Here is a 19,129-nt window from a genome sequence, read left to right on the forward strand (position 1 = left end):
TGTGGCGGCGCCCGCAGACGCCGATGACGGGTGCCGCAGCGACAAAGGAGTCCGCATGCCCCTGATCTCCCTCGCCGACCGAACCGTCGACGAGTCGATCCTCGACCAGCGCGCCCCGAGCGTCGGAGCGCTCTTCCGCCAGCGCGTCGAGGCGACTCCGGACACACCGGCATACCTCTATTTCACGGGTGACTCGACCGAGCTCACGACCCTCACGTGGCGCGAGACGGACGCGATCGTCACGGAGTGGGCCGCCGGGCTCATCGCCCTCGGCGTCCAGCTCGAGGACCGGGTCGCCATCGCCTCGACGACGCGTGTCGAGTGGATCCTCGCCGACCTCGCCATCATCTGCGCCGGTGGCGCGACGACGACCGTCTACCCGACGACGATCGCCGAGGACGTCGCCTACATCCTCACCGACTCGGGCAGCTCCATCGTCTTCGCCGAGAACGCCGAGCAGGTCGCCAAGCTGCAGGCCGTGCGCAGCGAGATCCCCGGCGTGCAGCACGTCATCAACCTCACCGGCGAGGGCAGCGAGGACGGCTGGGTCATCACGACCGACGAGCTCGCCGCCAAGGGCCGGGAGTGGCTGAGCGCGACCCCGGACCTCGTCACCTCGCGCGTCGACCAGCTCGGGCCCGAGAGCCTCGCGGTCGTCATCTACACCTCGGGCACGACCGGACGGCCCAAGGGCGTGCGCCTCGTGCAGGACAGCGTCGTCTACGAAGGCGCCGTCATCGAGGCGATGGGCACGCTCGGCAAGGACGACCTGCAGTTCCTCTGGCTGCCCCTCTCGCACGTCTTCGGCAAGATGCTCGTCGCGACGGGCCTGCAGATCGGCTTCCCGACCGCCGTCGACGGGCGGGTGGAGAAGATCGTCGACCACATGGCCGTCATCAAGCCCACCTTCATGGCGGGGCCGCCGCGCATCTTCGAGAAGGCGCGCGGCCGCGTCGCGCTGATGTTCGCGCAGGAGAAGGGCCTGAAGAAGAAGCTCATTGACTGGGCCCTGTCGGTCGGTGGTGAGATGCGCGACGTCCTCGCCCGGGGTGAGCAGCCGTCGGCCGTGCTGGCGCGCAAGCACGGGATCGCCGACAAGCTCGTGCTCCAGAAGGTGCAGGAGCGCTTCGGCGGCCGGGTCCGCTTCATGATCAGCGGCTCGGCCCCGCTCAACGCCGACGTGGCGCGCTGGTTCGGCTCCGTCGGTCTGCTCGTCCAGGAGGGCTACGGGCTCACCGAGACGTCGTCCGGCACCACCGTCAACACCCCGGAGCACGGCTCCTACCAGTACGGCTCGGTCGGGTGGCCGATGCCCGGCACCGAGGTGCGCATCGCCGAGGAGGACGGCGAGATCCTCGTGCGGGGCCCCGGCGTCATGCGCGGCTACCACAACAACCCCGAGGCGACCGCGGAGGTGCTCGACGAGGACGGCTGGTTCCACACCGGCGACATCGGACGCATCGACGAGCGCGGCTACCTCTTCGTCACCGACCGCAAGAAGGACCTCTTCAAGACCTCGGGCGGCAAGTACATCGCACCGGCCGAGATCGAGGCCCGCTTCAAGGGCATGTGCCCGTTCGTCAGCCAGTTCCTCGTGCACGGGGCCGGCCACAACTACGCGACCGCGCTCGTCACGCTCGACCCCGACGCGATCACGATGTGGGCGGCGACGGAGGGCCTCGCGGGCAAGTCCTACAGCGAGATCGTCTCCTCGCCGCAGGCGCGCGCGCTCGTCCAGGGCTACGTCGACCAGCTCAACGCGAGCCTCAACCGCTGGGAGACGATCAAGAAGTTCACCATCCTCGAGAAGGACCTCACGATCGAGGAGGGCGACCTGACCCCGAGCATGAAGCTGCGACGCCGCGCGGTCACCGAGAAGCACCTCTCGGAGATCGAGGCGATGTACGCCGAAGGCTCCTGAGGCCGACTGACCTCAGGTCGAGTGCTCACTTTCGCGCGTGCCGGCGAGGCTGACCGGCCCCGGAAAGTGCGCGAAAGTGAGCACTCCACGCAGCACGTAACATGGTCGGATGCCTGGTGAATCCCTGTGGGCCGACCTCGAGCCGCTGCTGGAGCGGGTCAACAAGCCCATCCAGTACGTCGGCGGCGAGCTGAACTCCACCGTCAAGGACTGGCACGTCGGTGGCCGCGGCCCCGCCGGCGAGGAGCTGACCACGCGGTGGGCCCTGATGTATCCCGACGCCTACGAGGTGGGCGTGCCCAACCAGGGCGTCATGATCCTCTACGAGGTCCTCAACGAGCGTGAGGATGCTCTCGCCGAGCGCACGTATGCCGTGTGGCCCGACATGGAGGCCCAGCTGCGGTCCGCGGGCCTTCCGCAGTTCACCGTCGACGGCCACCGCGCTGTGCGCGACTTCGACCTCTTCGGGCTCTCGTTCTCGACGGAGCTCGGCTACACGAACATGCTGAACGCCCTCGACCTCGCCGGCATCCCGCTCCACGCTGCCGACCGCGGTCTCGATGACCCCATCGTCATCGCGGGTGGCCACGCGGCCTTCAACCCCGAGCCCATCTCCGCCTTCATCGACGCAGCGGTTATTGGAGACGGTGAGCAGGCGGTGCACGCCATCACCGACATCGTGGGGGAGTGGAAGGCCGCCGGTCGTCCCGGTGGTCGCCGCGAGGTGCTGCTCCGGCTCGCTCGCACTGGCGGCGTCTACGTGCCGGCGTTCTACGAGGTCTCCTACCTCCCCGACGGCCGCATCAAGCGCGTGGCTCCGGCTGCCGACGCCCCGGGGGTGCCGTGGCGCGTCGCCAAGCACACGGTCATGGACCTCGACGCGTGGCCCTACCCCAAGCAGCCCCTCGTCCCGGTGGCCGAGTCGGTGCACGAGCGCATGTCGGTCGAGATCTTCCGTGGGTGCACCCGCGGCTGCCGCTTCTGCCAGGCGGGCATGATCACCCGCCCCGTGCGGGAGCGGTCGATCACCGGCATCGGCGAGATGGTCGAGCGTGGCTTGGCGGCCACCGGCTTCGAGGAAGTCGGGCTGCTGTCACTGAGCTCGGCCGACCACTCCGAGATCGCCGAGGTCACCAAGGGGCTCGCCGACCGCTACGAGGGCACGCAGACGGGGCTCTCGCTGCCGTCGACCCGCGTCGACGCCTTCAACATCGACCTCGCCAACGAGCTGACCCGCAACGGTCGTCGGTCCGGCCTGACGTTCGCCCCGGAGGGCGGCTCCGAGCGCATCCGCAAGGTCATCAACAAGATGGTCTCGGAGGACGACCTCATCAGCACGGTGGCGGCGGCATACGGCGCGGGCTGGCGGCAGGTCAAGCTCTACTTCATGTGCGGCCTGCCGACCGAGACCGACGAGGACGTCCTGCAGATCGCCGAGCTGGCCAAGCGGGTCATCGAGACGGGCCGGCAGGTGTCCGGCCGTCGTGACATCCGGTGCACGGTGTCGATCGGGGGCTTCGTGCCCAAGCCGCACACCCCGTTCCAGTGGGCCGCGCAGCTCGGCGCCGAGGAGACCGACGCGCGCCTGGCGAAGCTGCGCGAGGCCATCCGGTCGGACCGGCGCTACGGCTCCTCGATCGGGTTCCGCTACCACGACGGCCAGCCGGGCGTGGTCGAGGGCCTGCTCTCGCGCGGTGACCGCCGCGTCGGCAAGGTCATCGAGGCGGTGTGGAGAGACGGTGGTCGCTTCGACGGCTGGAGCGAGCACTTCTCCTACGAGCGGTGGATGCGCTGCGCCGAAGAGGCGCTCGCCGACGAGCCGGTCGACGTCGCGTGGTTCACGACGCGCGAGCGCGAGCAGAACGAGGTGCTCCCGTGGGACCACCTCGACTCGGGTCTCGACAAGGACTGGCTCTGGGAGGACTGGCAGGACGCGCTCGACGAGACCGAGGTCGACGACTGCCGCTGGACCCCGTGCTTCGACTGCGGGGTGTGCCCCCAGATGGGCACCGAGATCGAGATCGGGCCGACCGGCAAGACCTTGCTTCCACTCACCGTGCTGGGCTCGGGTCGCCAGGAGCTGCTCGAGCACCAGCACTGAGGGGCGGCGCGAGACGTCGCTGCGCGGTCGGCACCTCTCGGCTGGGAGGGGTGCGGACGGCATACGTGGTCGTGCGGCTGACACCTCTCAGATGGAAGGGGTGTCAGCCGCACGACTGGTTGTCCGTCTGACACCCCTCGAGGCCCCGAGGGTGCCAGACGCACGATGTGTCGCGGCCGCCGAACCGTCCTAGACGGCGAAGAAGACGCGCGACGCGTTGGGCACCGAGACAGTGGTGCCGTTCGTCGTGTCGGTGAGGACGATGTTCCAGTACGAGACCGAGGCGAGGACGAGCCGCTGGCCGCTCGGGCAGCTGAAGCCACCGGCGTCGATCGGGCCGGCGGAGAGGCTGGCCTGGACGCGGCCGTTCTTCGACTCGAAGCTGCCGGCAGCCGAGACGTCGCCGTTGACGGTCTCCTTGTTGGCGGCCTTGGGGTGGTTCCCGCCGCCGTTGATGCACGCGTAGACCGCCGATGCGTCCGCGGTGAGGGTGTAGTCGATGTTGCCGTTGCCGAGGCCGCGCTCGTCGAACGAGACGACGAGCGAACCGCCGCTGTTGACGCTCGAGTTCACGCTGAAGAACTTGGCGGCGACGGCGGAGGCCGGGCTTGCCATGACGAGGGCGGCGACGAATGCAATCATCGCGACGAGTACTGACTTGATGACCTTCATGCTGATACTTCTTTCCCTGGGTGGAGGTGCCCGACCCCCGATCCGGGCTGTGACGACCGCGGCCCTGGTCGGCCGCGCCGCGTTGAAGGAGGCGGCTGGAGTGCCCCCGATACACCCGCCGCGGAAGTGGTGGCATATGCCCGGAAAGAACCGTGACCGGCCCGGGACACAGGCCCCGAACCGGTCACGGTCCCTTGGTGGTGCTCGTTGTCGACCTACCCGTCGCGCCCGGCCGCCCCGCCGGCCGGGCCGCGATCAGGTCGATGACTCAGCTCACGGGATGGCGTTGTTGTTGATCGAGACTGAAGACGTCTCGTCCTTGCAGACACCCGGGTTGGGCAGGTGCGATGCGTCGCCGCTGTAGCTGACGAGCCAGTGGTACGCGCCGGCATTGGCCGCGTTGATGACGAACGTCTGGTTGTTCGTCGCTGCCTGACCGGCGTTGAGGGTGATCTCCGGCGAGGTCCAGGCCGCGGTACCGGAGCAGTTGGCGGCATCCGGGCCGAAGAGCTTGAACACGACGGTGCCGGTCGGGGTGCCACCGACAGTGGCCGAGACGGTCACCGAGTCCTGCGGGTAGAAGGACTGGGCCGTGGCGATGTCAGCCGGGGCCCTCGTGATGATGCTCGCCTCGTTGGCGTCGGCGCAGGTGCCGGAGACCGGCAGGTTCTGCCCGTTGCCACTGTACGAGGCGACCCAGAGGTACGTGCCAGGAGCATTCGGCGCGTACGGAGTGGCCGAGGCCTCGACCGACGTCGTCGAACCGGCGACGACGGTGGCGTTCACCGTGCTCCCGCCAGCCGCGATCAGGTTCGCACCGTCACCGGAGTCGACGCAGGAGTTCTCGTCGATGACGTCGTCAGGGCCGAACGGCCCGTAGAGCTTGAACGTCACGGTTCCGGGGGAGTACGGGCTGTCAGCGGGGAAGTAGCCGCCCGCCACCGTTGCCTTGTCCGTGATCGTCGAGCCCAGAACCGCCGTCGTCGTGGCAGCAGTGCTGATGGTCGGCTGCTTCTTGCTGACGACGACGTCTTCGAGCCCCTGGTCGCACGCCGTGTTGTGCGTGGCGCTGGCCGTGTTGTTCGGGTTGTCGCCGTTGAACGTGGCCTTCCAGCTGTAGGTGCCGGGCTCGGTCGCGACGTACTGCGGGTTCGGCGTGGTGGCAACACCGGAGGTGTTGATGGAACCGTTGACCGGGCCGTGCACCTTGGTCGCGCAGGAGCCTGGTCCGTAGAGCTCGAAGGTCACGGTTCCCGAGGCCGGCGCACGGGTGCCAACGGACGAGCTGTTGTGGATCACGGCCGTGGTCGGCTTGGGGGCAAGACCGGTCACGGTGGCCGTGTCACTCAGTGTCTGACCGACCGTCACGTCGTCGCTCGCCGTGGTCGTGACGGACGGCGTGACGGGCTTGATCACGAAGCACTCACCCACCGACTCGTCGCTCGAGCCGGTGTAGCCCGCTGTCTCGTTGCCGCTGTAGACGGCCTTCCAGCAGTACCTGCCCGCTGCCGTCACCCATGCGCTGGAGGAGGTGACCGTCACCGGGAAGCCGGCGACACCGTCCTCGTCCACGACGGTCTTGTCGTTGTCGACCAGCAGTGACTTGGGATCGGTCGTGTCGCAGGCACTCGTGGCCGCAGGGGTTCCACCTGGGCCGGCGGCGGAGTCGTTCGCGCGACAGAGGGTGAAGTCGATCGTCCCGCCCACGGTGCCGCTGGCAGCACCCGTGAGTGCGATCACGGCGCGGTCCTTGACCTCGACGACACCGTTCTGGGTGATCGAGATGCCGTCCGCCGGGATGGCTGCCCCCGCAGAGTCACGCGGCGTCGTGGTCGTCGTCGTGCCGCAGTTCGACAGGTCGACGCCGGGCTGCAGGATGGTGTCCTTGTAGTCGGCGGTGTCGGAGTTGCCCGTCACGGTGCTCGGGATGATGTTCGCGAAGGCGAGGCACGTCGCCTGGCCACCGAAGACGATGTCCGTGACGTTGATGGCTGCCTCTCCCCGGAACCCATCGACGCTGTAGTCGGCGCGCGAAACGTTCGTGTCGAGCAGCAGAGGTGCCGAAAGGGTCAGGTTCGGAGCGGTGCCGAGCCACTTGCGGTAGAAGAGGTCTTTGCTGCCGCCCTGCTGGTCCCACAGGATGAAGAAGTCGCCGACGTCCGCGCCGTCGCCACCGTCAGGTCCGGGGGCGCCGGTGTCGTCGGTGTCGCCGTCGCGGTTGGCCCATGGGTTGCACTGGCCCAGCACTGTCGCGCTGTTGGGGTCGTACGTGCCACACACAGTCGGTGCTGCCTTCTGCATGAACTCATAGGCGATGAAGCCGCTGCCGGTGTTGGCATCGCGCTCCCACGCGAAGTAGATCCAGTCGTCGCCGCCTGTTCCATTTGGGCCGTCGTTCTTGGTGTTGATCCAGGCCTGTCGGAGGTCGACCTGGCCGTTGGGGTTCGTCTTGTCCAGGGTGGGTGGCGCGTCGTTGTGGATCACGCCGATCTTGGTCGTGTTCGAGTTGAGCGGGCCCAGCTCCTTGACGTTGCCCTCTGGATCGTCCGGGTTCGAGGCGTTGAGCCCAGTCGCGTCGTCGCCTGGGATGTTGATCACTACTGTTGGCCCGGGTGCCTCATCACCGATGGTGAAGGGCGGGACGGTGCCTGCGAAGGCGTTCGGCGCTACGAGCGTGGCGAGTGGAAGGGCTACCACGGCCAGGAGCACTGCGGAGCGCTTGCGGGTCAGGCCACGCGTTCGTGTCCTGCGCCCAGACGATTTTTTCCCCCAAGACACGTTCCATGAACGATGCATGTGTGCGTCTCCAATTGTTCGGCGATGTCGGCCCCCGCACCGTTGGAGGATGTGCGTCGGCGATGACAGCACGATCACGACGAGCCCCCCGGCTCGAAACCCCCGAGTGGTCGCCCCCTCAGCGCCCACCCACGTCCTTCTGCGACGGTAGAACGACCTGACGTCTCGCGATGAGGATCACAAAATGTCGTCCGTTTCTTCCTGTAATCTCCGAAGGAACGTGGGTGAGGACCCGGGCCTTCAGGAAAAAGGGCGTCAAGGTGGACATAGACGCGAAATCGATGCAGGCCGCGTCAGCCGCTCCCGATGCCTCGCCACCAGACCCACGAGCGAGCGACCTCCCGTCACCTCAGATCGTGTGAGCCTGTAACGAAGCCCCCGGCACAGGTGCCGGGGGCCTCGTTCGGCGAGGATCGTCCGTCAGTTGATCATGCCGGCGGGAACGGGCCCGCGGAGTTGTCGATGGTGAGAACGGACTGTTCGCACCTCGTGGTGGTCGATCCGACGACGGCGGTCGTGTCGGTCGGTGTGAAGACCGCAGACCACGAAATCGTCTTGGACGTCGTGTAGTAGGTCGAGTTGTTCGTCTCGAACTTCCCACCGGTGGCCACTGTGGTGTCGGTGAACGTCGTCGCAGGCGTGCCGGCGCACGTCCCGTTCTCGTAGAGGCTGAACACGACGGTTCCGCTGACCGCAGTGCCACCCGCAGTGACCACTGTCGCGGTGTCCTGCGGTAGCCACTTCTGGTCCGTCGTGATGCTTGACGTGTCCTTCACGGTGAAGCACTCGTTGGTGCCGTTGGCGCCGCCGAATTCCTTGTACGGTCCGGCCGTGAAGTTCGTGTCGCCCGGCCACTCCGCCCGGAAGCAGTAGCGACCCGGTGCCAGGCCCGTGCCGGTGTTCACATTCGGCGACTGCGTCGTGGCGATGCCACCCGAACCGCCGAGCGTCGTCTGGTTCGCCGGTGGTGTGCCGATCGGGCTGCCCACGTTGGTCGTGCCGTCGCACGCGCCAGTCGCGGTCGTCATCGCGCAGAGGTACCAGGAAACGGTGCCGGAGGGAGTGACGTTCGGGTTCGTGCTCGTGACGGTGAGGGTGTCGTAGACGGCCGTGCCCGGAATGACCGGTCCCGCGTTGGACACCTGGGTGGACAGCGTTGCGCCACACTCACCGAAGTTGTCGAGGATGAAGTCCTTCAGCGTCGCGGTGGGGGAGGTCGACGAGCGCGTCTCCGACGCGACACTGGCGAAGCACTCACCGCCGAGGCCGAGGGTGCTGAGGTTGATGCCCCCCTCGAAGAACTCGCCGTTGAGAGCGCCGTTGTCTGGCGTGCCCTTCTTGTCGAGGAACGGCCACGGCATCGTGATCGTGTTGGGGTTGACGATGCCGCAGAACTGGGCCGTCGACGCCGAGGTCGCGCAGTTGGCGGCTGCGGAGCTGGCTCGCAGTCTCAGGTTCTCTGCCGAGCACTGGCCGGGCTGCGGGTTGTTGTTCGCCGCCGCCAGACAGGTGTCGTCCCACTGGTGAACGACGATCGTCGAGACATCGCCGCCGTTGCTGAAGTCGCTGATGACGAGAAGGTCACCGTTCTTGTGGTGTCCGGTGAAGGCGAAGCCGCCGCCACGACTCACGTCACCCAGCTCGATCTTGTTCTGGAAGAACCAGAAGCCTTGCACGGCATCCCCGTCGTTGGCGTAACGGTCGGAGCCGAAGAAGATGACCTCACACGACGGGAACGTGCCGGCCGGACAGGTGGTGGCGTTCGGCTCGACCGAGTAGCGAGCGGCAAAGCCGTGCAGCAGGTTGTCCTTGTCGGGAAGCCCGCCGGCGTTCTTCCACGCCCAGCTGTCGCCTGGATCCTGAGGATCCTTGGAGCCGCCGCCGGTGAAGATCGTGGCGCTCGGGTCGGTCTCGGCCACCCAGGACACGGCCGTGGACTTGACCGTAGCGGTCGCGGTCGTGCCGGCTGACGTGCCGCAGAGGGCCTGAGCCTCGACTGCGGTCTTGCCGTCGTTGATGGCGACCTGGTAGCAGACGTTGTCCCAGTCGTCGCCGGCCGCGGCTTGGTTGTTCGCGTTCCCGTCGAGCTCGAAAGCCCCGGTGGCGTTGACGGCGAGAGCCGTGCTTCCTGCAAGGAGCGTGCCACCCAGCAGCAGCCCCAGGGTCGCGAGGCCAGCCATCAGTCGACGTCGTGCGGATGTTTGTGTGTGTTGCCCTAACGTGGGCTTCCCCCGAGACATGAGCCATGAAACAGTCATGAATGTCTCCATACCTGAGCGGTTGTCGGCCCCCGCACCGTTGGAGGATGTGCGTCGACGAAGACGGCACGATCGCGTCGAGCCCCCGGCCCGCGTCCCCCGAGTGGTCGCCCCTCAGGGCCCACTCACGTCCACGTTTTACGGTAGGACGACCTGTCGGAATGCGACGTGGATCACACAAAGTCGTCCGCTATGGCAGGAAAACTCCCGGAAGATATCAAGCGATCCGCTACTTGATCAGGAGAAGTGCCCCGATCAACCGACTTAGACGGGATATCCGACGTGTGCCAAGGCCTGTCGCACGAGCACTCCGTGCGAACCGGACATCTCCGGACCGGAAGCGATCGTGGCCGCCTCCTCGGGAGTGACCCACGACAGGTCGAGGGCGTCCTTCTGCGGCCGGCAGTCGCCCATGACGGTGACGACGAAGGCGAGCGAGACGGCGTGCTGGCGCGGGTCGTGGAAGGGGGTGACCCCGGGCGTCGGGAAGAACTCGGCAACCGTGAAAGGCTGTGGCGACAAGGGGATTCGCGGCAGAGCCACCGGGCCGAGGTCGGTCTCGATGTGGCGCATGAGCGCGTCGCGGACCTTCTCGTGGTAGAGCACGCGACCGCCGACGACCTCTTGGCCGATGCCGCCGTCGCTGTCGGCGCGCAGCAGCAGACCGATGTGCGTGACGACGCCCTTGTCGTCGGCGCGCACGGGGATCGCGTGGACGTAGAGGATCGGCAGGCGCTCGCGCGCGTTGTCGAGGTCCTCGCGGCTCAGCCACGCTCCGGTCGTCTCCACTTCCGTCATGGCCTCATCCTGCCAAACCCCGTGGCCGCACCCGCCCTCGGTCTCAGCGCAGCGACCGCAGCCAGGCCCACACCGTCGCGCCGACCCGCTCGAGCTGGCGGGGGTCGACGACCGACGGCACGTCGCGCGCGGAGTGGTACGCCGCATACGGCACGCTGCCGATGCGCACCGCCGGTATGCCGGCCGCCTCGAAGGAGACGTGGTCGCTCGCTCGGTTGGTGCACCCGTTCGTCGCCACGCCCGCCGCCCGCGAGGCGGAGCGGATGGCCGCCGCGAGACTCCCGGTCCCGCGCCCACCTGTGCACACGGGCACGGTGGTCGAGCGCACCCCCACCCGGTCGAGCGCGACCATGCCGCGCACCGCACGGCGCTCGGCGGCCCCGAGCGAGCCGACGAAGTGTCGCGAGCCGAACGCATACCTCGTGCCGTTGCCGCCGCGCGCCTCCTCCGCTCCGAACGCGACGAAGCGCACCGGCAGCGCGACTGGCTCCTCGCGCACCATGCGGGCGAGCTCGATCATCGTCGTGATGCCCGACGCGTTGTCCTCGGCCCCGGGCGACTGCGGCACCGTGTCGAGGTGGGCGCCGATGACGAGGTGGGGCCGCGCCGGGTCGAAGCCGGGCGGGTCGGCGACGACGTTGACCGGTCGCCCGGCCGGCACCCGCACGCCCCACGACACCCCGGCCGGTAGCTCGAAGGCTTGTCGGGTCACGCGGTAGCCCGCCGCCCGCAGCTGCCCCACCACCCAGTCCGCCGCCCGTGCGTAGGCGGGGCTGGCCGCGTCACGCGGGCCGATCGCCGCCAGCGCCCGTATGCCGTCCAGTGCCGTCGCGCTGTCGAACGGGTCCGCGCGTGGCCGGGCAGTGCTCGTCGAGGGCTGGGGGAGCGAGGTCGTCGAGGGCGTGCCGGCGGTCGACGCGAACGACGACGGCGACGAGGTGACGGGAGCGGGCGCCGAATCGGACGCCGTGGGCCCGGACCCCCCGTCAGGAACGGTGCAGCCGGCCGCGACGAGCAGGGCGACACCGGTGGCGGCAAGGCGATGGGTGCTCGATCGGGCCATTCGCCACGCTAACCCGGCACCCTGTGCGCGCTCGCGTTCACTCTGGAGGCGCGGCGAAGACCTTGCCCGGGTTCATGATCCCGAGCGGGTCGAAGACCGCCTTGAGGCGCTGCTGCCGGGCCAGCTCCGCGGCCCCCAGCTCGAGGCCCAGCCACGGCACCTTGACCGAGCCGACGCCGTGCTCGCCGGTGATCGTGCCCCCGAGCGAGAGCCCGAGCCGGATGACGTCGTCGAAGGCCTGCCACGCCCGGGCGAGGCTGTCGGGGTCGTCGAGGGCATAGACGATCGACGGGTGGAGGTTGCCGTCGCCGCCGTGGCCGCTCACCGGCACGACGACGCCGCGGCGCTCGCCGATCGCCTCGATGCCGCGCACGAACTCGGCGAGCCGACCGACCGGCACGCAGACGTCCTCGGCGAGGCGACCGCCCATCGACTCGAAGGCGGTGCTCATGACCCGGCGACCCGCGAGCAGGGCCTCCGACTCCTGCGCGTCGGCGGCGACCGCGACGTCGGTGGCGCCCGCGGACTCCAGCAGGGCGGCATACCGGGCGAGGTCGTCGGCGACGTGACCGGGCCGGTCGGACTGCACGAGCAGCACGGCGGCGCAGTCGTCGGGGAAGCCGAAGTCGCCGAAGGCCTGGATGGCCCGCACGCTCGTCCGGTCGATGATCTCGAGCAGGCACGGGCGGTGCGGGTCGAGCCGCAGCGCGACGATGCCGGCAACCGCCGCGTCGAGGGAGTCGAAGACCGCGAGCGCCGTGAGTGCCGGGTCGGGCGCGGGTGCGAGCCGCACGACGACCTCGGTGACGACGCCGAGCGTCCCCTCGGACCCGACGAAGAGGCCGGTGAGGTCGTAGCCCGCCACTCCCTTCACCGTGCGGTGACCCGTGCGCATCATCTCGCCGCCGGGCAGCACGACCTGGAGCGCCTTGACCCAGTCGGCGGTGACGCCGTACTTCACGCAGCACAGGCCGCCGGCGTTCGTCGCGACGTTGCCGCCGATCGTGCACGTCTCCCACGACGCCGGGTCGGGCCCGTAGAAGAGGCCCTCCCGCGAGGCCGCCTGCTTGAGAGCGGCGTTGACGACGCCGGGGCCGACGACGGCATACCCCTCGAGCGGGTTGACCTCGTGGATCGCGTCGAGCCCCTCCACGTTGAGGACGATGCAGCCGTCGGAGGCGGTGGCACCGCCCGCCCGCGAGGTGCGCGCACCCTGCGGCACGACGGGGGTGCCGGTCGCCTGTGCGTGCTCGAGCACGGCGACGACGTCGTCCACGTCGCGCGCCCGCACGACGGTGAAGTCGTCCGGTAGCGGCGCGAGCGCGACCGTCGCGTCGAGCGCGTAGGAACGCCGCACGTCGGGGTCGGTGACCTCACGAGGGGCGAGGCGCTCGGGCAGTTCGGGCACGCTGACAGGCTAGACTGACGCCCACAGGCGTTGGAGCCGTCATCAGCGGCGAGCCTCCGGAAGAACAGAGCGACAGCTCCTACTAGACCCGGACGGGTGGGCCCGTCACAGCCTTCGACAAGAGCGGCCGTATGCCGTCTGCCCGACCGGGTGGGAGCGTGCGGCAAGCGGGGTGGTACCGCGGCAACCTCCGGCAGGAGACGTCGTCCTCGTGATCCAGACGAGCGACCAACAGACGCGAACCCAGGAGACCACCAGCATGACCTATCCCCAGGTCACCACGAACGGCGAGACGACCGGCGAGGGCAACACCCGCGCGGGCGTGCCCTCGAACCCGCGCTTCCCGGAGATCGAGGAGCGGGTGCTGAAGTACTGGGACGAGGACGGCACGTTCATCGCGTCGGTCGAGGGCCGTGACGCCGGCACGGACGGCGACAACGAGTTCGTCTTCTACGACGGGCCGCCCTTCGCCAACGGCCTGCCGCACTACGGACACCTCCTCACCGGCTACGTCAAGGACATCGTGCCGCGCTACCAGACGATGCGCGGCAAGCGCGTCGAGCGCCGCTTCGGCTGGGACACCCACGGCCTGCCCGCCGAGCTCGAGGCGCAGCGCCAGCTGGGGCTCAAGACGAAGCAGGACATCGTCGACCTCGGCATCGACACGTTCAACGACGCCTGCCGCAGCTCGGTGCTCAAGTACACGGGGGAGTGGCGCGACTACGTCACCCGCCAGGCCCGGTGGGTCGACTTCGACAACGACTACAAGACGCTCGAGCCCGACTACATGGAGTCGGTCATCTGGGCCTTCAAGCAGCTGCACGAGAAGGGCCTCGTCTACGAGGGCTTCCGCGTGCTGCCCTACTGCTGGAACGACCAGACGCCGCTGTCCAACCACGAGCTGCGCATGGACGACGACGTCTACAAGATGCGCCAGGACCCTGCCGTCACGGTCGGCCTGCGCCTCGAGACCGGTGAGCTCGCCCTCGTCTGGACGACGACGCCGTGGACCCTGCCGGCCAACCTCGGCATCATGGTCCACCCCGACATCGACTACGTCGTCGTCGAGTCGGACGTCACGGGCACGACCGAGCGCTACGTCATCGGCGCCGCGCGTCTCGCCGCCTATGCCAAGGACCTCTTCGGCCCCGACGTCGACACCGCGACCCTCGACGAGCGGATCGTCCAGCGGCTCAAGGGCGCCGACCTGCTCGGCCGGTCGTTCACGCCGCCCTTCTCCTACTACCAGGGGCACGAGCGCGCGCACTTCGTCTTCCCGGCGGAGTTCGTCACGACCGAGGACGGCACGGGACTCGTGCACACCGCGGGCGCCTTCGGCGAGGAGGACAAGATCGTCACCGACGCGGCCGGCATCGAGCCGGTCGTGCCGGTCGGCCCCGACGGCCGCTTCACCTGGCCCGTCACCGACTACGAGGGCATGCACGTCTTCGACGCCAACGCGCACATCATCGACCACCTCAAGGCGGCGACCCGCGGCGAGGGCGACACGGGCTCGGTGACGGCCGGCACGGTCCTGCTGCGCCGCGAGACCTACGACCACAGCTACCCGCACTGCTGGCGGTGCCGCGAGCCGCTCATCTACATGGCGGTCTCGTCGTGGTTCGTCGAGGTGACGAAGATCAAGGACCGCATGCTCGAGCTCAACCAGGAGATCGAGTGGACGCCGTCGCACATCCGTGACGGCCAGTTCGGCAAGTGGCTCGCCAACGCGCGCGACTGGTCGATCTCGCGAAACCGCTTCTGGGGCAGCCCGATCCCGGTGTGGAAGTCGGACGACCCGCAGTATCCCCGTCTCGACGTCTACGGCTCGTTCGAGGAGCTCGAGCGGGACTTCGGCGTCGAGGTGACCGACCTGCACCGGCCCTTCATCGACAGCCTGACCCGCCCCAACCCCGACGACCCGACGGGCCGGTCGACGATGCGCCGCGTCGAGGAGGTCTTCGACGTCTGGTTCGACTCGGGGTCGATGAGCTTCGCCCAGGTGCACTACCCCTTCGAGAACGCCGAGTGGTTCGAGCACCACTTCCCGGGCGACTTCATCGTCGAGTACATCGGGCAGACGCGCGGCTGGTTCTACACGCTGCACGTGCTCGCGACCGCGCTCTTCGACCGACCCGCCTTCAAGACCTGCGTGAGCCACGGCATCGTCCTCGGCTCCGACGGCCAGAAGATGAGCAAGTCGCTGCGCAACTACCCCGACGTCTCCGAGGTCTTCGACCGCGACGGTGCCGATGCCATGCGGTGGTTCCTCATGAGCAGCCCGATCCTGCGCGGCGGAAACCTCGTCGTCACCGAGCAGGGCATCCGCGACGGCGTGCGCCAGGTGATGATCCCGCTGTGGAACGCCTGGTCCTTCTTCGCCCTCTACGCCAACACCGCCCGCGGTGGGCAGGGCTACGAGGCCAAGCGGTCGACGACCTCGACCGACGTGCTCGACCGCTACCTGCTCGCCAAGCTGAGCGAGTTCGTCGGCGACATGCGCGACCAGCTCGACGACTACGAGATCGCCTCCGCCTGCGACACGATGCGCGGCTTCCTCGACGTGCTGACGAACTGGTACATCCGCCGCTCGCGCGACCGCTTCTGGGGAGGTGAGAGCGAGGAGTCGCTCGCCGCCTTCGACACCCTGTGGACGGCTCTCGAGACGGTCACCCGGGCCACGGCGCCGCTGCTGCCGCTCGTCACCGAGGAGATCTGGCGCGGCCTGACCGGCGGCCGCTCGGTGCACCTCACCGACTACCCCGACCCGGCCGACCTGCCGACCGACCACGCCCTCGTCGTCGCGATGGACCGCGCCCGTGAGATCTGCTCGACGGGCTCGAGCCTGCGCAAGGCGCAGAAGCTCCGCGCCCGTCTGCCCCTCGGCGAGCTCACCCTCGTCGTGCCCGAGCCGGCGAGCCTCGAGCCCTTCCGCGGCATCATCCAGGACGAGCTCAACGTCAAGCGCCTCACCCTCGTCGACCTCGCGACGGCGAGCGAGGCTGACTTCGGCATCACGCAGCGCCTCACCGTCAACGCTCGCGCAGCCGGCCCCCGGCTCGGCCGCGACGTGCAGCAGGCGATCAAGGGCAGCAAGTCCGGCGACTGGTCGGTCTCGGCCGACGGTGTCGTCACCTCGGGCGGGCTCGCGCTCGTCGAGGGGGAGTACGCCCTCGAGACGGTCGTGGCCGGTGGTGCTGCCGGCGGAGCACCCGACAGCCGCGCCACGGCGATGCTGCCGGGCGGTGGCTTCGTCGTGCTCGACACGACGGTGACGCCGGAGCTCGCCGCCGAGGGCGTGGCCCGCGACCTCGTGCGCGCCGTGCAGCAGGCCCGCCGCGATGGCGGCCTGCACGTCAGCGACCGGATCAGCCTGACGATCCAGGGGTCCGACGAGGTCTTCGAGGCGACGGTCACCCACCGCGACCTCATCGTCGGCGAGACCCTGGCGACACAGTTCGCCTCGGGACCCCTCAGCACCAACGGGTCCACACCGGCCGCGCCGGTGCTGCCCGGAGCCGTCGACGTCGTCGTCGGCGACAACCAGCCCGCAACGATCCTGGTGGTGAAGCGATGACCGCGCCCCGACCCTCCGACGACTCCCGTGGCGCCCACGGCGGCGTCAGCGAGGACGACCTCGAGATCCGGCTCGCCGGCGGCGACGACCTCGCCGGGGTGCTCTCGGTCGGCCACCGCACGTGGCTCGCCACCTACGAGCCCATCGCCGGGCCGGAGTACGTCGCCATGGGCCTCGCGAAGTGGTGGACCCCCGACGTCGTCACGACCTCGATCCGTCAGGGCCGCACCCTCGTCGCCGTCGAGGACGGCGAGGTCGTCGGCGTGGCGACCTTCGGGATGCAGGACTCCGCCTTCGCCCTCTGGAAGCTCTACGTCCTGCCGGGCCACCACGGCCACGGCATCGGGTCGCGCCTCATGAAGGCCGTCGTCGACCGGGCTCTCGAGCTCGGGCACGACCGCATCGTCCTGTCGCACATCGAGGGCAACCGCCAGGCCGCCCGCTTCTACACCGCGCACGGCTTCACCGAGACGCACCGCGAGTCGGGGGGATCGGGCCTGCCCGTCAGCGTGTGGATGGAGCGCCGCATCGCGTCGCCGCACCACGACGACGCGACGCCCGAGGAGGGCTCGGAGTGAGCGGCCGCCCCGACGCCGCGCAGCAGGACGCGGCGCGCACGCTCGAGGAGATGAAGCGGATGCGCGAGATCGAGGAGGAGATCCTCGCCCGCGCTCCCGAGAACGACATCGGCCCGTCGCTCGAGCGCATCACCGCGGTCATGGAGCTCGCCGGCGACCCGCAGCGGACCTACCCGACGATCCATCTCACCGGCACGAACGGCAAGACCTCGACGAGCCGGATGATCGACGCGATCCTGCGCGAGAGCGGGCTGTCGACCGGCCGCTTCACCTCGCCGCACCTGCACGACATCCGTGAGCGGATCACCCTGTCGGGCAAGCCGATCCCGCGCGAGAAGTTCATCGCCGCCTACGACGAGATGGCTCCCCTCATCGAGATCGTCGATGCCCGCTCGCTCGAGTCGGGCGGCCGCAGGATGAACTTCTTCGAGGTGCTCGTCGCACTCGCCTACGCCGCGTTCGCCGACGCCCCGGTCGACGTCGCCGTCGTCGAGGTCGGCCTCGGGGGGTCGTGGGATGCCACCAACGTCATCGACGCCCAGGTCGCCGTCGTCACGCCGGTCGACCTCGACCACACGCACCTGCTCGGCGACGACGTCGTCTCCATCGCCGAGGAGAAGAGCGGCATCATCAAGGCCGACTCCGTCACCGTCTCGGGGGCCCAGGACGAGGACGTCGCGCGGGTGCTCATCGACCGCGTCGAGGAGGTCGGCGGCAGCCGGATCGTTTTCGAGGGCAACGACTTCGGCGTCGTGACGCGCGAGGTCGCCCTGGGCGGCCAGCAGGTCGGTCTCCGCGGCCTGGCGGGGGAGTATGCCGACCTCTTCCTCCCGCTCCACGGGGCGCACCAGGCGAGCAACCTCGCGACTGCCGTCGCGGCGGTGGAGGCCTTCCTCGGTGGCGGGGAGCAGCGCATCGACGCCGAGGTGCTCGCGGCAGCCTGCGCGAGCATGACCTCGCCCGGGCGCCTCGAGGTCGTGCGGCGATCGCCGACCGTGCTCGTCGACGCGGCACACAACCCGCACGGTGCGCGCTCGCTCGTCGCCGCGCTCGACGAGGCCTTCACCTTCACCCGCCTCGTCGGGCTGGTCGGGATCGTGGCCGACAAGGACGCCGTCGGCATGCTCGAGGTGCTCGAGCCGGCCCTCGACCACGTCGTCATCACCCGCAGCTCGTCCCCCCGTGCGATGGCCCCGGACCGACTCGGGGTGCTCGCCTCCGAGATCTTCGGCGAGTCACGCGTGACCGTCGTGCGCGACCTGCCCGATGCCCTCGAGCAGGCCGTCACGCTCGCGGAGGCCGAGGGCATGGGCGGCGGGGTCATCGCGACCGGCTCGGTCATCACGGCCGGCGAGGTGCGCATGCTCCTCGGTCGGACGGAGGTCTGACGCGCCGTGGCTCATCGACACCTCGACCGCCCCAGCCACCTCGACCGCCCCCGCCTCGTCCGCTGCCCGGGCCGGCCTGGCAGAGCTGACCACTGCGCCCCGCCCCTAGGCTGAGCCCATGCCTCCCTTCGTCAAGCTCGTCGTCATCGTCGCGATCGTTGTCATGGTCGTCGTGCTGTGGGGCCGGGTCATGGGCCGGCGTGACCCCGACCGAGAGCTCGTCGGTCTCACCGACGCCGTGCGCGCCAAGGTGAGCCGCGAGATCAGCGCCGGCCACAAGATCAACGCGATCAAGATCTACCGCGAGGCCACCGGGGCCGCGCTCACCGACGCCAAGAGCGCGATCGACAACTGGTTCGTGCCCGGCCGGGGGCCGGGTGTGCGTGACGCAGCGTCCTCGTGGAGCGAGGGGCGGCTCACCGACGAGGCGCGCTCGCGCATCAGCGAGCTCGTCCGGGCCGGTCGGCGCGAGGACGCCATGGCGCTCTATGCCGAGGCCACGGGCGCGAGCCGCAGCGAGGCCCAGGCGATCATCCGCACGTGGGACACCGCCCAGAACTACTGACCGC

At 69.3% G+C, this 19,129-nt stretch carries 12 protein-coding genes; 6 read left to right on the forward strand and 6 right to left on the reverse strand.

All coding sequences use genetic code 11. The annotated features are described in order from the left end of the window. Nucleotides 1-55 precede the first annotated feature (55 nt). The gene (locus FBY41_RS13510; protein WP_141844736.1) at nt 56-1,921 is read left to right on the forward strand and encodes an AMP-dependent synthetase/ligase; all 1,866 of its coding nucleotides are present in this window, start codon (nt 56-58) and stop codon (nt 1,919-1,921) included. A gap of 109 nt (nt 1,922-2,030) precedes the next feature. After that, nucleotides 2,031-4,022, forward strand: a complete 1,992-nt coding sequence (locus FBY41_RS13515) for a TIGR03960 family B12-binding radical SAM protein (protein ID WP_141844737.1) — start codon at nt 2,031-2,033, stop codon at nt 4,020-4,022. Between the two features lie 189 nt (nt 4,023-4,211). On the opposite strand, the gene FBY41_RS13520 is transcribed toward FBY41_RS13515, so the two are convergent. From FBY41_RS13520 to FBY41_RS13545, 6 genes are all read right to left on the reverse strand, one after another. Further along, entirely contained in the window at nt 4,212-4,694 is a 483-nt protein-coding gene (locus FBY41_RS13520; protein ID WP_221629276.1) for a hypothetical protein, read from the reverse strand. A gap of 273 nt (nt 4,695-4,967) precedes the next feature. Beyond that, nucleotides 4,968-7,292, reverse strand: coding sequence for a hemagglutinin (locus tag FBY41_RS13525; protein WP_260439758.1), 2,325 nt, complete (start codon nt 7,290-7,292; stop codon nt 4,968-4,970). Between the two features lie 626 nt (nt 7,293-7,918). Then, nucleotides 7,919-9,670, reverse strand: coding sequence for a hypothetical protein (locus FBY41_RS13530; protein WP_141844739.1), 1,752 nt, complete (start codon nt 9,668-9,670; stop codon nt 7,919-7,921). 342 nt (nt 9,671-10,012) lie between these two features. Beyond that, nucleotides 10,013-10,546, reverse strand: a complete 534-nt coding sequence (locus FBY41_RS13535) for an NUDIX hydrolase family protein (protein WP_141844740.1) — start codon at nt 10,544-10,546, stop codon at nt 10,013-10,015. A 43-nt stretch (nt 10,547-10,589) separates the two neighbouring features. Beyond that, the gene (locus tag FBY41_RS13540) at nt 10,590-11,609 is read right to left on the reverse strand and encodes a M28 family metallopeptidase (RefSeq protein WP_185749048.1); all 1,020 of its coding nucleotides are present in this window, start codon (nt 11,607-11,609) and stop codon (nt 10,590-10,592) included. 37 nt (nt 11,610-11,646) lie between these two features. After that, nucleotides 11,647-13,017, reverse strand: coding sequence for an FAD-binding oxidoreductase (locus FBY41_RS13545; RefSeq protein WP_141844741.1), 1,371 nt, complete (start codon nt 13,015-13,017; stop codon nt 11,647-11,649). A gap of 259 nt (nt 13,018-13,276) precedes the next feature. Here FBY41_RS13545 and ileS point away from each other — a divergent pair, with 259 nt between their 5' ends. The 4 genes from ileS to FBY41_RS13565 all read left to right on the forward strand — a co-directional run bounded on the left by ileS (nt 13,277) and on the right by FBY41_RS13565 (nt 19,125). After that, a complete protein-coding gene (gene ileS / locus FBY41_RS13550) occupies nt 13,277-16,594 on the forward strand; it encodes an isoleucine--tRNA ligase (RefSeq protein ID WP_141844742.1) in 3,318 nt (1,105 codons plus the stop codon). Continuing rightward, nucleotides 16,591-17,172 carry a GNAT family N-acetyltransferase gene (locus tag FBY41_RS13555; RefSeq protein ID WP_141844743.1) on the forward strand — a complete coding sequence of 194 codons (582 nt, stop codon included), beginning with the start codon at nt 16,591-16,593 and terminating at the stop codon, nt 17,170-17,172. The genes ileS and FBY41_RS13555 overlap by 4 nt, the downstream gene beginning before the upstream one ends. After that, nucleotides 17,169-18,560: a bifunctional folylpolyglutamate synthase/dihydrofolate synthase gene (locus FBY41_RS13560; RefSeq protein WP_141844744.1), complete on the forward strand. Its 1,392-nt coding sequence runs from the start codon at nt 17,169-17,171 to the stop codon at nt 18,558-18,560. Before FBY41_RS13555 ends, FBY41_RS13560 begins: the two co-directional genes overlap by 4 nt. Nucleotides 18,561-18,678: 118 nt before the next feature. After that, the gene (locus FBY41_RS13565) at nt 18,679-19,125 is read left to right on the forward strand and encodes a hypothetical protein (RefSeq protein ID WP_141844745.1); all 447 of its coding nucleotides are present in this window, start codon (nt 18,679-18,681) and stop codon (nt 19,123-19,125) included. Nucleotides 19,126-19,129: the final 4 nt, after the last annotated feature.

Origin of the sequence: Humibacillus xanthopallidus (assembly GCF_006716675.1) — a bacterium.
Classification (GTDB): domain Bacteria; phylum Actinomycetota; class Actinomycetes; order Actinomycetales; family Dermatophilaceae; genus Humibacillus; species Humibacillus xanthopallidus_B.